Annotated in this window: 10 protein-coding genes and 1 tRNA gene; all 11 read right to left on the minus strand. The window is 35.9% G+C overall.

Annotated elements, in window-relative coordinates; all coding sequences use genetic code 11:
* Window positions 1-3: 3 nt before the first annotated feature.
* Window positions 4-8517, minus strand: a complete 8514-nt coding sequence (locus AAGD79_RS05205; protein WP_341811240.1) for a DNA-directed RNA polymerase subunit beta/beta' — start codon at window positions 8515-8517, stop codon at window positions 4-6.
* A gap of 58 nt (window positions 8518-8575) precedes the next feature.
* Window positions 8576-8977: a 50S ribosomal protein L7/L12 gene (gene rplL, locus AAGD79_RS05210; protein ID WP_007551887.1), complete on the minus strand. Its 402-nt coding sequence runs from the start codon at window positions 8975-8977 to the stop codon at window positions 8576-8578.
* Between the two features lie 26 nt (window positions 8978-9003).
* Window positions 9004-9522: a 50S ribosomal protein L10 gene (gene rplJ, locus AAGD79_RS05215; RefSeq protein ID WP_006279539.1), complete on the minus strand. Its 519-nt coding sequence runs from the start codon at window positions 9520-9522 to the stop codon at window positions 9004-9006.
* 12 nt (window positions 9523-9534) lie between these two features.
* Entirely contained in the window at window positions 9535-10188 is a 654-nt protein-coding gene (gene rplA / locus AAGD79_RS05220) for a 50S ribosomal protein L1 (RefSeq protein WP_341811241.1), read from the minus strand.
* Between the two features lie 4 nt (window positions 10189-10192).
* Complete coding sequence (locus AAGD79_RS05225; RefSeq protein WP_006279541.1) at window positions 10193-10633, minus strand: 50S ribosomal protein L11; 441 nt, start codon at window positions 10631-10633, stop codon at window positions 10193-10195.
* Between the two features lie 2 nt (window positions 10634-10635).
* The gene (gene nusG / locus AAGD79_RS05230; protein WP_070356705.1) at window positions 10636-11472 is read right to left on the minus strand and encodes a transcription termination/antitermination protein NusG; all 837 of its coding nucleotides are present in this window, start codon (window positions 11470-11472) and stop codon (window positions 10636-10638) included.
* Complete coding sequence (secE, locus tag AAGD79_RS05235; RefSeq protein ID WP_341811242.1) at window positions 11462-11662, minus strand: preprotein translocase subunit SecE; 201 nt, start codon at window positions 11660-11662, stop codon at window positions 11462-11464. Before secE ends, nusG begins: the two co-directional genes overlap by 11 nt.
* 19 nt (window positions 11663-11681) lie before the next feature.
* Window positions 11682-11754 (minus strand) — tRNA-Trp (locus tag AAGD79_RS05240).
* Window positions 11755-11767: 13 nt separating this feature from the next.
* Entirely contained in the window at window positions 11768-12940 is a 1173-nt protein-coding gene (gene tuf, locus AAGD79_RS05245; RefSeq protein WP_341811243.1) for an elongation factor Tu, read from the minus strand.
* 11 nt (window positions 12941-12951) lie between these two features.
* The gene (fusA, locus tag AAGD79_RS05250) at window positions 12952-15027 is read right to left on the minus strand and encodes an elongation factor G (protein WP_341811244.1); all 2076 of its coding nucleotides are present in this window, start codon (window positions 15025-15027) and stop codon (window positions 12952-12954) included.
* Between the two features lie 21 nt (window positions 15028-15048).
* Window positions 15049-15528: a 30S ribosomal protein S7 gene (rpsG, locus tag AAGD79_RS05255; protein WP_007549313.1), complete on the minus strand. Its 480-nt coding sequence runs from the start codon at window positions 15526-15528 to the stop codon at window positions 15049-15051.
* Window positions 15529-15533 lie beyond the last annotated feature (5 nt).

Below are 15533 nucleotides of genomic sequence, written 5' to 3' on the forward strand. Positions count from 1 at the left end.
TACTCAATTCGACTGATCGTATGCCACTACGCTCTCTTCCTCACCAGAGTGTAAATGACAACCATTATCCATCAACCATTCCTCGTCATAAGTTTCAATATCAAAATATTTTTCATATTTATCCACATTATCACAAAGTGAAAGTGCTCTGATCTTATTCATAATCAAACCTGTACCAGCAGGAATTAATCTTCCTACTATAACATTTTCTTTTAATCCACTTAAAGGATCACTCTTCCCGCAGAATGCTGCTTCTGTAAGTACTTTTGTTGTCTCTTGGAAAGAGGCAGCAGAAATAAAGGAGCTAGTTTCAAGACTTGCCCTAGTAATCCCCTGCAGAATAGGAAGATAATGAGTAGGCCGTTTGCCAGAGTTACTCATAGCATCATTTTCCCTATCAACTTCCAGCTTGTCAATGCTTTCGCCAACCAAGTACATAGTATCACCAGGATCAGTAATTTCCACTTTTTGTAGCATTTGTTTTAAGATAACCTCTAAATGCTTATTGTCTATACGAACACCCTGCAATCTATAAACTTGCTGTATTTCAGAAATCATATAGTGCGCTAAAGCTTCTAACCCAAGCACACGTAAAATATCATGGAGATCAGGGTCACCATCCATCAATAGATCACCTTTACGTACAAAATCACCTTCATTGACTATTACATGCTTACTTCTTGATACCAAATATTCAACTGGAGAAATTTGTTCATCTACAGGTTTAATTAATATACTGCGTTTTCCTCTACGGTCTTTTTCAGAAAACGCTACATAGCCATCTATCTCACTAACAATAGCATGCTCTTTAGGACGACGTGCTTCAAATAACTCTATAACCCTCGGTAAACCACCAGTAATATCACGAGTTTTAACTGACTCTCTTGGTGTTCTTGTAATAACATCACCTGCATGAACCTTCTGGCCATCTTGTACATTGAGCACTGCACCGATTGGTATAAAATAACATGCTTCAACGCCACTTGCGAGTGTCATTACTTTACCATTATCGTCAAGCAGCACAATACGAGGACGTAAATTAGCTCCACCAGAATGCAATTTCCAGTCTTTTACTACTTTGCTTGATATTCCTGTAGATTCATCCATCACTTCAGTGATCGAAATTCCATCTTTTAAGTCCTGATAAGACACTGTACCTGTCTTCTCCGTGATAATAGGCAATGTATAAGGATCCCATTCCGCAACTTTATCGCCAATTTTTACTGACCCACTCTCATCTACATAAAGCTTAGCGCCGTAAGGTACACTGTGCTTCAACTTCTCACTACCAAGGCTATCAATCAACACGACTTCACAGGAACGGCTTATCACAATTTTATTTCCGTTTCTATCTATAATTATATTACTATTGTTTAACTTTATTTTAGCATTAATAGAAGCTATAATATTCGAGGATTCAACGCCTCTAGTCATTACTCCACCTATATGAAAAGTACGCATCGTTAACTGAGTACCTGGCTCTCCAACAGATTGAGCAGCTATAACACCAACTGCTTCACCTATTGAAACAATTTTACCAGTTGCAAGGTCTCTTCCATAACATAAAGAACATACACCAGGACTTATTTCACAAGTTAAAGGCGATCTAATTTTTACAACATCAAGACCTGCAATGCTGATTTGCTTTACTTTATCCTCATCAATTAATTCCCCTGCTTTTACTAATAATTCTTTTGTCACTGGGTTATATATATCATTTGCAGCTGTTCTACCCAGCACAACACTCTCTAGAGATGCAACTATAGTACTTCCTTCAACTGTAGCTCTCACAACAAGACCATTTTTTGTTTTACAGTCATGCTTTGTAACTATGCAATTTTGAGATACATCAACTAAACGACGAGTTAAGTATCCAGAGTTTGCAGTTTTAAGTGCAGTGTCAGCTAAACCTTTACGCGCACCGTGAGTAGAATTAAAGTATTCAAATACGTTCAATCCTTCACGGAAATTAGAAATTATAGGTGTTTCTATAATCTCACCAGAAGGTTTGGTCATGAGCCCTCGCATTCCTGCTAGCTGTTTCATCTGTGAAGTAGAACCCCTTGCACCAGAGTTAACCATCATATACACTGAGTTGTACTTACTATTTCCATCATATATAGATATTGCTTTTAACATATCATTAGCTATCATATCCGTACACTTAGACCATTCATCTATAACCTTGTTATACCTCTCACTTCTAGTTATTAGCCCATCTTGATATTGCATAGAGAATTTCTTAATTTCACCCCTCGCGTGATCAACATGTGTAGCTTTAGTTTCAGGTATAACCATATCACAACGACCAAAAGAGACACCAGAAAATGTGGCATACTCAAAGCCAAGTACCATTAATTTATCAGAAAATGCCACTGTAGCACTTTGACCACAGTTACGATATACCAAATCAACTATACCAGTTATTTCCTTGACTGTTAATATCTGATTTATTAGATCGAAGCCTAGATTCTCATGCTTAGGAAAAATTTGCCATAATATTAAACGGCCAGGAGTTGTACAAACAGTTTTATAGTGAGTTTCACCGCTGCTATTAATATACTCCATCCTATACTTTATACTAGAATGAATATGTAAAGTACCATCACTCAAGGAATGCTCAACTTCACAAAAAGCACCAAAAGATGGTAAATTATCTTCCTTAGGTTCTTGTAAAGTCAGATAATATATACCAAGTACTATATCTTTACTAGGAACTATAATCGGTCTGCCATTAGAAGGACTTAAAACGTTATTAGTGGACATCATCAACACCCTAGCTTCAAGCTGAGCTTCCAATGAAATTGGCACATGCACTGCCATTTGATCACCATCAAAATCAGCATTAAACGCCGTACAGACAAGCGGATGAAGCTGTATTGCTTTGCCTTCAATAAGGATTGGCTCAAAAGCCTGAATACCAAGTCTATGTAGCGTAGGCGCTCTATTCAACAAAACAGGATGCTCTTTTATTACCTCTTCAAGCATATCCCAAACTTCTGGTTTTTCTGCTCTTATCAACTTACTAGCAAACTTAATAGTTGGAGCCATACCATACATCTTAAGCTTTGAGTAAACAAAAGGTTTGAATAGTTCAAGAGCCATTCTTTTTGGTAATCCACACTGATTTAGTTTCAAAGTTGGACCAACAACTATTACAGAACGTCCAGAGTAGTCTACCCTTTTTCCTAAGAGGTTCTGGCGAAAACGACCCTGTTTTCCTTTTAACATATCACTAATGGACTTTTTATATCCAACAGCACCAGCTTTATTTACCAAAGTATTACGACGACTATTATCAAAAAGAGAATCAACTGCTTCTTGTAACATCCTTTTTTCATTACGAATCATAATCTCAGGAGGATTTAAGCTCAACAATTTCCTCAACCTGTTATTTCTATTAATAATAGTCCTATAATGATGATTCAGATCAGAAACTGCAGGACGACCACTCTCAAGCGATACCAAAGGACGCAAATCAGGTGGTAAAATAGGTATAGTTGTAAGTATCATCCACTCAGGCCTATTTCCAGATTTAATGAAGTTTTCAACAATACGCAATCTCTTTATAATTTTCTTTCTTCTTATCTCAGAAGCAACAGATTCTAATTCTAGTCTTAAATCCTTCCTAATTTCATGTAAATCAAGGCGCGTTAGCAACTCTCTTATAGCTTCAACACCTTGCATAGCTACAAAACTATCGATCCCATAGCTATCTTTAGCTTCATTATAAGCTTTTTCACTAATAATCTCACCTTTTTCAAAAGGCGAAACAAGAGGATCTATTACGATATAATTATCGCTATATAAAATATTCTCAATATCTCTGAGAGACATATCCAATAATGCTCCAATTCTTGAAGGAAGCGATTTCAAAAACCATATATGAGCAACAGGAGATGCAAGCTCTATATGACCCATCCTTTCTCTTCTTACTTTAGAAGATGTAACTTCTACTCCGCATTTTTCGCATATGCGACCTCTGTGTCTTCTTTTTTTGTATTTTCCACATAAACATTCATCGTCATTGACAGGGCCAAAAACCTTAGGGCAAAATAATCCACCTTTCTCAACTTTGAACGTACGATAATTTGCAGTTGAAACATCTTCTATCTCACCACAAGATATACGCTTAATACTTTCAGGGCTAGCAATCGATATGCTAACCTCATTAAAAGGTTGTGCAATGTTAGTGTGAGATATATCTTCAATCACTACATCATTTTGCTTTAAATCTACATTTAAACATAAAGAACGTAGTTCTTTTATCATCACATTAAAGGATTCAGGAATTCCACATTCAAAATTACTGTCACCTTTTATTATCGATTCATAAATCTTAACTCTACCATTAATATCATCAGACTTCACAGTTAACATTTCCTGCAAAGTATAAGCAGCACCATAGGCTTGTAATGCCCAACATTCCATTTCACCAAAACGCTGACCACCAAAATGAGATTTTCCTCCAAGAGGTTGTTGAGTAACCAAACTATAAGGCCCTACTGAACGCGCATGAATTTTACCATCAACCAAGTGGTGCAACTTAAGCATGTACATGTAACCAACTGTAACCTTGCGGTCGAATTTTTCACCACTGCAACCGTCATATAATACAGCTTGTCCAGAGTTATCTAAACCAGCAAGTTCAAATAATTTTGCTATTTGTTCATCTTTTGGACCCTCAAATACAGGTGCAGCAACAGGAACGCCATCACGTAATTTGCGTGCAAATTCAATGAGATTATTATCACTAATATTACGAATATCATTACAGATAGATACGTTACTGCCATAGCTATAAACCTCAATCAGGAAGTTACGTAAATTGCTGTATGAACTTTTACAAGAGTTCAAATAGTTCTCTACTAACTCATTCAACTCGTCATTTAGTGCATTCTTATTAGGTGTATTTAAAACAGAAGCCGTTATTTCATCATCATCAATATTTTCAATTTTTTTATTATCAAGGTATGCTACTGCAAATTGTGTAAAATTATCATCGTTAAGGGACCTAATTCCCTTGCAAAAAGCACTTTTGATCTTATTGATCTCATCGAGAATATTACTTACCTTTTCCCCTAATTTTCTACAAGCCCAACCTACATGCGTTTCCAGTATTTGCCCTACATTCATTCGTGAAGGAACACCAAGAGGGTTAAGAATAATATCAACAGGAGTACCATCTTCCAAATAAGGCATATCTTCCACTGGCACAACTCGAGAAATCACACCTTTATTTCCATGTCTACCAGCCATTTTATCCCCTGGTTGCAGACTATGTTTCACAGCAATGAAAACTTTTACTGACATCGACACACCTTGAGGCAGGTCATAACCTTCATGTAATTTTTCTACTTTTCGCTTAAACTGTGCTATTGCATGTGATACTTTTTCATCAAAATCTTTTTTTAAGCTCTTAACTTGCTCAGAAATGGATTGGTTTTTTAATCCTATACCCCACCATTGCTCACGTTCAATAGAGTCAAATTTTTCTCGATCTTGAGAACCAGAATTAATAAGAAGTTTCTTCAGTTCATCATAGAAATATTCACTAGTAACATTGATTATATAATCTCGCTCTTCCTCAAAGTCATTTATCTCTTTTTGTTTGATGAGTAATGCCCTTTCATTTTCTTCACCCCCCCTGCGTGTAAAGACTTGTACATCAATTACTGTCCCTTCAACATCTGGAGATGTATATAAAGAGGAATCCGCACAATCGAATGACTTTTCACCAAAAATTGTCATTAATAACTTCGTTTCAGGAGGCAATGAAAGAGAAGGTTTAGGTGTAACTTTACCTACCAGAATATAGCCTGGACCAACTCTTGTACCAATTTTCACTATACCACTATCATCCAAGTGATATAGATTTTCTTCATTAACACCAGGTATAGCACGAGTTATTTTTTCTGATCCTAAAGGGGTATCATGTACAACACAGTCAAATTCTTCTATATGAATAGAAGTAAAGAGATCTTTTTTAACAACTTCACTAGAAATAATAATAGAGTCTTCAAAATTATAACCTTGCCAAGACATAAAAGCGACTAGCAAATTTTTACCAAGCGCCAACTCACCACTGTTAATTGCAGGACCATCAGCTATTACATCACCCTTTTTAACATAATCACCTACGCACACTAGCGGTCTTTGATTAATACAAGTATTATGGTTAGAACGCTGAAACTTCCTTAGATGATAAATATCTACGTCCAAGTAGTTAACCCTTTCTTTATCAAAAGCACGTATAACTATAGAGTTACTATCAGAACTATCAACTATGCCATCGCGTTTTGCTAAAACTACAGCACCAGAGCCAGAAGCTACAAAAGACTCCATACCAGTAGCAACCAGAGGAGCGGTAGGCTTCAATAAAGGTACGGCCTGACGTTGCATATTTGAGCCCATTAATGCTCTATTAGCATCATCATTTTCTAAAAATGGAATCAAGGAAGCTGCAACTGATATTACCTGCTTAGGAGATACGTCAATGTAACTAACTTGGTCGCTACTTACCATGACGAAGCTACCAGCATATCTACAGTATAGCATGTCATCAACAAAGCAATTATTTTCATCAAGCTTTACGCTAGTGTCAGCTATATGATGTGAGCCTTCGTCTATAGCAGAAAGATACTCAATTTGATCAGTAACAACCCTATTGACTACTTTTCTATAAGGGCTTTCAATGAAACCATATTTATTAATACGCGCGTATATAGCTAAGCTGTTGATTAACCCTATATTTTGCCCTTCAGGAGTCTCAATAGGGCAAATTCTTCCATAATGAGTTGGATGAACATCACGCACCTCAAATCCTGCCCGTTCTCTTGTTAAACCGCCAGGACCTAACGCGGATAACCTTCTTTTATGTGTTATTTCAGATAACGGATTAGTCTGATCCATAAATTGAGATAATTGAGAAGAATTGAAGAAATCTCTTAAGACATTAGTTAACACTTTTGGATTAATAAAATCAGATGGAGAAACTTTATCTAAACTAGAAGTGGACATAGAATCAACTATTGCGCGTTCCAATTTCAACAACCCAGTTCTAAATTGATTTTCTATAAACTCTCCAACTGATCTTACTCTTCTGTTTCCTAAATGATCAATATCATCTACAGATCCTTGACCGTCACGTAACAATACTATTTTTTTCACAATTTCAATAATATCTTCATGCGTTAAAACAGTTAAATCCTCATCATAATTTAATCCAAGGTAAGAGTTAAGCTTCAACCTACCAATGTTAGACAAATCATAATATTCCGGACTGAAGAAAAGATTACGGAAAAACTCTTCTACTATCTCTAAAACAGGAACTTCACCAGGACGCAAAACTCTATATATTTCATATAGTGCATCCTGATAAGACATGTTTTCATCTAAGAAAAGCGTATTTAATATATAAGGTCCAACAAACAAATTATCTATGTTCAACACTGATATTTCATCTACAGATAATAACTCAAGCTTCTTTATGTCTTCCAGCTTTATAGATTCACCAGCAGATAAAATTTTCGTAGAGCTAGCACTATCCATTAAATCTTCTGCGAGGAATAAACCACATATAGAATTAAAAGGAACCAGATACTCTTTCAATTCATTATCATATAGCTTTTTAGCTAGTCTTGAGGTAATACGAACGTTAGCTTTAAGCAGCACATTACCTTCAATATCCATTAAGTCGAAAGGCAGCCTCACTCCTTTAAATTTATCAGGAACAAAAGGCACTTTCCAACCATCTTTATGTTTTACATACTTTATTTTCTCATAAAATCTATCGAGTATATCATTATTTGATAGACCCAACGCCTTTAATAAAACTGAAATTGGCAATTTTCTTTTTCTATCAACACGAAAATACAAATGGTCTTTAACATCAAATTCAATATCAAGCCAAGAACCCCTATAAGGAATAATTCTAGCAGAATAGATCAATTTACCAGAATTGTAAGTTTTTCCCTTATCGCTATCAAAAAATACACCAGGAGACCTATGCATTTGTGAGACGATAACTTTTTCCACACCATTAATGATGAAAGTGCCCTTATCAGTCATCATAGGCAACCCACAAAAGTGGACTTTCTGCTCTTCTATAGATTTTACAACGGTTGCAAGTTTAGAATGATCTCCACTCTCTTTAATCGATTTATATTCATCAAGAGAAATACCATCCTGCATAACAACAAGACGTATAGAAGCAATAACCTGAGCAGAAAAAGTTACACCACGCTTTATACACTCAGATTCATCATACTTAGGATCATCTACCCTACAACTTATAAACTCAATAGTAGCCCTACGCAAAGGATCATTTATTGGAAAGATTGTATGAAAGATAACTTCAAGTCTTTCATTACCCTTATTCTTAGGAGTAAAAGAATCATATGATTCTTTTTGAACCTTAACCAAATCCAATAAAGAATCTTTTAAATCAATCGACCTAGAATAAGAAACTCTAGGAACAAAAGCACCAGAAGCGTACATATAAGAAGAATCAACCATTAAAATACCCCAAACTAATTAAAAGAGCTATATCAATATAAAATTAATACATTAAATATTATTCAAGCTCCACTTTAGTTGCTCCTGCTTCAATAAGTTTTTGCTTGATTTTTTCTGCTTCGTCTTTAGGAACATTAGCAGTCAAATCTTTAGGTAAAGATTCAACCAACTCTTTTGCTTCTTTTAAACCCAATGTAGAATTAACCTCTCTCACAGCTTTAATAACTCCTATTTTTTTACTCGCATCAATTTCTTTAATCACAACTTTATACTCAGCTTTTTCTTGAGCAGCAGGAGCAGCAGCATTATCACCAATAGGCGCCCCAGCACCAACAGCTCCACCAAGAAAAGAACCAGCAGGCAACCCTATTTTCTCTTCTAAAACTTTTACAAGTTCAGAAGCCTCTAATAGGTTTAAAGATAATATTTTATCAACCAAATCACTTGTTACATTACTCATAATTACCACCTTACTTAACAACAAATTTATTTTTTAGAACTATAATAATCCAAAACTCTCATAAGCCTCATAGAAGATGAATTAATAGACAACGCTAACCGAGCAGGAATATCATAAGATATTAAACGCATAATTTTAACACGCAATTCATCCAGAGAAGGCAACTTAGCCAGTTTATTAACATCTTCCACTGTTAACAATTCATTTAAATGAGCTGCGCAAATCACAGACATTTTTTCTTTGTTAGCATTAGTAAAATCAACTATTAATTTTGCAGCTTCTACTATGCCACTAGAGTATATAATAGCAACAGGACCGGAAAATTTGCCTGATAAATAAGAGAATTTACCAGTCCTTTCCAAAGCCAAGCGCGCTAGAGTGTTTTTAACTACTAATACCCCACCTGCTATAGACTTCAGACTATTCCTCAGAGTTAATGAATCATTAGCATTTATAGATTTAAAATTTACTAATATCAAGAAATCATTATTTACAAATACGTTTATTGTGCTCTGTATAAATTCATCCTTATCTTTACGCTTCACGGTATCACTCCCTTAAATTATATCTTCCACTTTGCCTATCTTATAAGCTTTACCCATAGTTGAATTTAAAAAAACACCCTTAAAGTAAATTCCTTTCGCAGAAATAGGTTTATTATCTTTAATTACTTTAAGAAAGGCTTTTAAATTTTCTAGCAAGTCATCAATATCAAATTTAATATTTCCTAATTTACCATGAATAACACCATTTTTATCTGTTCTAAATTTTACCTGACCAGACTTAATGGTTTTAATAGCTTCTGCAATGTTAGAAGTCACAGTACCAAATTTAGGGTTAGGCATCAGCCCTTTAGCACCCAATACTTTTGCAATAGGAGTGATTTTTGCCATAAAATCAGGAGTAGTAATGCACCAATCAACATCTAACTTTCTACCTTTTTTTATTTCTTCAACTAAATCCTCTCCTCCTGCAATATCAGCACCAGCTTTTTCAGCTTCTAATAAATGTTTATCTTGAGCGAAAACAGCTACTTTAATATTCTTCCCGATACCTTTAGGCAAAACTACTGTACCACGCACCTGCTCTTCAGATTTACGTGAATCTACGCCTAAATTGACCGCAATATCAACTGATTCATTAAATTTTGCTGAAGCAGACTCAACAACCTTCTTCAAACACTGCTTAGGATTATCATTATATGTATTCATTTACCTAACCTTCCACAACTTCTATACCCATAGATTTTGCAGTGCCTACAACCATTTTCACTGCTGAATCTTCATTATCCACTTTCATATCAACCATCTTGCACTTTGCTACTTTAATTATAGCAGACATAGGTAATTTAGCCACTAATTCTTTACCAGGATTACCAGAACTTTTACTTAATTTAGCCTCCTGCTTAAGTAAATAAGCCACAGGCGGACCGCTGACAGTAAAATCATGAGAGCGATCATCCTTTATGGAAATTCGCACTGTTACTAAATCGCCTACTTTATAATTAGCGTTAGCAGCACTAGTAACTTTATTAAAAGCTTCACAAAACTTAGGAACAGGTATACCACGTGGACCAAGTACTGAAGCAATTTTCGGTCCTGGAACTGCTTTCCCAGCTTCCATAAGTAAGTTAATCTTAGCAACTATAACACTCATAATTAATCCTCTATTTTCTCTACTTGAGCCAGATCAAGCTCTATTATTGTCGGCTTACCTAAAATCGATACTTCCACATTAATAATTTTTTTCTCATCATTTACCATATTTACCTTACCAGTAAAATTTTGAAAAAGACCATCATTAATTTTCACTTTTTCACCTTTTTCATAACCATAACCTAACTTCTTTGTCTCTTGAGCATTATAAAGTGCATTACACATTGAGTGAATCTCATCATCCAAAATCACCTTTGGAATATTACCGTTTTTCAAAAATCCATAAACCTTAAGAGATTTTGGTATATTATTGATAAAATTCAATACTTCATCGCATAAATTCACGTATAAAAAGACATAACCAGGAAAGCATTTCCTTCGTGTAGCAATTTTCTTAGATTTCAACTCTACTTCACTTAGCTCTTCATATGGAATAAAAACTTCCTTAAAGTAATCATTAACACCCAATCTCATAGAATTTTCCAATATATGTTGGCGCACTTTCTCTTCACAATTGGAAGCAACTCTCAAGATATACCATTTATATCTATTAAATTCTTTACACTTTAAACTTATCTCATCATCTGAAATCATCTCAAAATCACCAGATTCGCCACTGCAGAATCCAGGCGTTTGATTCAAAATATTTTTGCTTTCATCACACAGATGCATATATACATACACTTCACATAATTCTTTTATATCAGACTTTGAATTACATACCGTTTGATAAGGAATAAACACTTCCTTAAAATAAACAGCATTACTTACCAATTCGCGTATGTTTTGCTCATATCCATAATCAACTTTAATGATATACCATTTATATTCACATTCCATAAATAATTCCAAATAAAGCCTTAATTACGTAAAGAGACATAAAATCCACAAAACAGAAGAAAATCGAAAAGCATAATACAACAATCATTACAACAAATAGAGATGACAACACCTCCTGTTTCTTTACCCAAGCAATTCTTCGTATTTCTTGCTTTATATCACAGAAAAAACCACACAAACTTTTTAACATTTCCACCACAACATTAATGCAGGAGCGATAGGAATTGAACCTACAACCTCTGGTTTTGGAGACCAGCGCTCTACCAATTGAGCTACACTCCTATAACTCAAACTCTCACTCCAAAATTTCAGAAACAACACCAGAACCAACAGTTCTACCGCCTTCTCTTATCGCAAAACGCAATCCCTTATCCATTGCTATCGGTACTTGCAATTCTACTTCTACACTCACATTATCTCCTGGCATTACCATCTCCTTCCCATCTAGCAATTTTATGCTCCCAGTTACATCCGTTGTCCTTAAATAAAACTGTGGCTGGTAATTCGCAAAAAATGGTGTATGCCTTCCTCCTTCCTCTTTCTTTAATATATAAACCTCCGCCTTAAACTTTCTATGCGGTGTTATCGTCCCCGGTTTTGCTAATACTTGCCCCCTCTCCACTTCTTCTCTTTTTGTTCCTCTCAGCAATATTCCTACATTGAGCCCTGCACTCCCCTTCTCTAGCAACTTCTTAAACATCTCAACACCTGTACATATTGTCTTTTGTGTTGCTTTTAAACCTATTATCTCTATCTCTTCTCCCGTCTTTATCTCTCCCTTCTCTATTCTTCCTGTTACCACTGTTCCTCGCCCCGATATCGAAAATACATCTTCGATTGGCAGTAAAAATGGTAAATCCACAGGCCTTGGTGGAACCGCCACATATTCATCTAACTTTTCCATCAATTTGTCTATTGATTTCTTTCCATATTCGCTGCTGTCATCCTCCAGCGCCTTGAGTGCTGAACCAACCACCACAGGCACTTCATCCCCTGGAAATCCGTATTTACTCAGCAATTCCCTCACTTCCATTTCTACTAAATCTATCATATCAGCATCAGCAACATCAGCTTTATTTATATACACCACGATATATCCAACACCTACCTGCTTCGCCAGTAATATATGCTCTCTCGTTTGTGGCATTGGCCCATCAACCCCTGACACTACCAATATCGCCGCATCCATCTGTGCTGCACCTACTATCATGTTCTTTACATAGTCAGCGTGTCCAGGACAATCAACGTGTGCATAATGCCTTTTTTCCGTCTGATACTCAACATGCGCTGTTGCTATCGTTATCCCCCTCTTCCTTTCTTCTGGCGCCTTATCTATCTGATCATACGCTACAAAATTTCCATAATGCTTTGTTATCGCTGCTGTTAACGTTGTCTTCCCATGATCCACATGTCCTATTGTTCCCACATTTACATGTGGTTTTCCAAATGCTTCCACTACTGCTGTCATAATTATTACCCTTAATTATACTTTAACTTTAATTCATCAACCACATATTGTGGTACTTGTTCATAATAAGAAAAATGCATACTATACTGGGCTCTTCCCTGAGACATAGAACGCAAAACGTTGATATAACCAAACATATTTGCAAGAGGCACCGAAGCAGTAATTATTTTGCTATTATTACCTAAATCCAGCATATCAGCAACATTTCCTCTTCTACTATTTATATCACCCATAACATCACCCATATATTCTTCAGGAGTAATGATTTCAACTTTCATTATAGGTTCTAACATTTTTGGACCAGCTTTATTCGCCATTTCCTTAAAAGCACCCTTAGCAGCAAGTTCAAAAGCTAAAGGACTAGAATCAACCTCATGAAAAGCACCATCAAGAAGAGTAGCCTTAAAATCAATCAACGGAAATCCCGAAATTATACCACCTTCTTTTATCAACTCCAAGCCATTTTCTACTCCAGGAATATACTCCTTTGGAATAGCACCACCTACAATTTTACTTTCAAATTGAAACCCAGAACCAGGCTCAAGAGGTTCAAATTTTATTTTAACCTTAGCAAATTGACCAGCACCACCGGACTGTTTTTTATGAGTATAATCAATTTCAACAGATTTAGTGATAGTTTCACGATATGCAACCTGAGGAGCACCGACATTAGCCTCAACGTTAAACTCGCGCTTCATTCTATCAACAATAATCTCAAGATGGAGCTCACCCATGCCTTTCAATATAGTCTGGCCGCTTTCCGCATTTACTGACATTCTTAAAGAAGGATCTTCTGCAACCAACCTATTTAGAGCAATACCTAATTTTTCCTGATCTGAAGTGGTTTTAGGTTCCACAGCAATTTCAATAACAGGCTCAGGAAATTCCATACGCTCCAATAATATAGGAAAATCAACAGAACATAAAGTATCTCCGGTGGTTGTTTTCTTTAGCCCAACTAAAGCAACTATATCTCCAGCCCTAGCCTCAGTTATATCTTCTCGGTTATTTGCATGCATAAGTAACATTCTGCCAATCCCTTCAGTTTCGTTTTTTAACGCATTTGAAACGGTAGATTTAGACTTTAATTTACCAGAATAAATACGGATAAACGTCAAGCTGCCTACAAATTTATCCGTCATCACTTTAAATGCAAGAGCAACAAATTTCTCTTTTTCTGAAGGTTTGACCTCAATTTTCTTTTCTGAATCTTTAGGATCAATTCCAACAATTACATCAACATCAATAGGAGAAGGTAAAAAGTCAACCACACCATCTAAAAGTGGTTGTACGCCTTTATTTTTAAAAGCTGATCCACATAACACAGGAACAAATTTTCCTTTAATGGTCCCATTTCTCACGCATTTTTTCAGTAAATCCACTGGCAGATCATTAGACTCAAAGTAAGTATTCATCGCTTCATCATCCATCTCAGCTGCAGCATCTAATAAAAGATTTCGATATTCTTGAGCCTTATCAAGCAAATCAGAAGGAATATCTTCATAAGAAAATTTAGCGCCCAACGTTTCTTCTTGCCATATAATGGCTTTCATAGAAATAAGGTCAATTATACCTTTGAAATCTTTCTCACTCCCTATTGGTAAATGAATAACTAAAGGTGCTGCACCAAGCTTCGTCTTTATCATATCAACACATCGATAAAAATTTGCCCCTATTCTATCCATCTTATTAACAAAGCAGATACGAGGAACGCTATATTTATCAGCTTGACGCCACACTGTCTCAGATTGAGGTTCAACTCCAGCAACTCCATCAAATACAGCAACTGCACCATCCAAAACCCTTAAAGATCTCTCAACTTCAATAGTGAAATCAACGTGACCAGGAGTGTCTATTATATTGACCCTATGATCATTCCAAAAACATGTTGTTGCAGCAGATGTGATTGTAATACCACGCTCTTTTTCCTGCTCCATCCAATCCATAGAAGCTGCACCATCGTGCACTTCACCAATTCTATTTTGCTTACCAGTATAAAATAAAATACGCTCTGTTGTGGTAGTCTTACCAGCATCTATGTGAGCCATTATCCCTATATTTCTGTATTTAGATATTCCAATTTCCATATCACAATTAATTAGCTAACATTAAAAACGAAGATGAGAAAATGCCTTATTAGCTTCAGCCATTTTATATTTTTCTTCGCACATCTTAAACGCACCACCGCGTTTATTATAAGCATCCAGTATTTCAGATTGCAAACAATCAACAGTGGTTTTTCCACTCTTTTTTCGAGCAGCAGAAGTTGCTTTAGCAATCCACCTTAACGCTAAAGAAACCGCTCTATCTTGTCGAACTTCAACAGGTACTTGATAAGTTGCACCACCAATGCGTCGAGAACGCACTTCTATAGAAGGAGTAACATTTCCTACTGCTGTCTCAAAAATTGATAACCCACCTTCGCCTATTTTCTTTTCAGCTAAAGACAAAGCGTCATAGATAATCTTTTCTGCAGTAGATTTTTTACCACATTTCATGATTGTATTAATGAAACGCATCAGCAAAACACTGCCGTAACGCGAATCAGGACTTATTTCTCTTTTTTTTGCTTTATTCCGACGAGCCATAAACT

The sequence above is a fragment of the Wolbachia endosymbiont (group A) of Oxytorus armatus genome (assembly GCF_964027005.1).
Taxonomy (GTDB): Bacteria; Pseudomonadota; Alphaproteobacteria; order Rickettsiales; family Anaplasmataceae; genus Wolbachia; species Wolbachia pipientis.

What these genes read in the sequence shown, in the direction of transcription:
- AAGD79_RS05205 (WP_341811240.1), bottom strand. Translation starts at nt 8,517, where the DNA reads ATGGTTGATTCTTCTTATATGTACGCTTCTGGTGCTTTTGTTCCTAGA.
- rplL (WP_007551887.1), bottom strand. Translation starts at nt 8,977, where the DNA reads ATGAGTAATGTAACAAGTGATTTGGTTGATAAAATATTATCTTTAAAC.
- rplA (WP_341811241.1), bottom strand. Translation starts at nt 10,188, where the DNA reads ATGAATACATATAATGATAATCCTAAGCAGTGTTTGAAGAAGGTTGTT.
- AAGD79_RS05225 (WP_006279541.1), bottom strand. Translation starts at nt 10,633, where the DNA reads ATGAGTGTTATAGTTGCTAAGATTAACTTACTTATGGAAGCTGGGAAA.
- nusG (WP_070356705.1), bottom strand. Translation starts at nt 11,472, where the DNA reads ATGGAATGTGAATATAAATGGTATATCATTAAAGTTGATTATGGATAT.
- secE (WP_341811242.1), bottom strand. Translation starts at nt 11,662, where the DNA reads ATGTTAAAAAGTTTGTGTGGTTTTTTCTGTGATATAAAGCAAGAAATA.
- tuf (WP_341811243.1), bottom strand. Translation starts at nt 12,940, where the DNA reads ATGACAGCAGTAGTGGAAGCATTTGGAAAACCACATGTAAATGTGGGA.
- fusA (WP_341811244.1), bottom strand. Translation starts at nt 15,027, where the DNA reads ATGGAAATTGGAATATCTAAATACAGAAATATAGGGATAATGGCTCAC.
- rpsG (WP_007549313.1), bottom strand. Translation starts at nt 15,528, where the DNA reads ATGGCTCGTCGGAATAAAGCAAAAAAAAGAGAAATAAGTCCTGATTCG.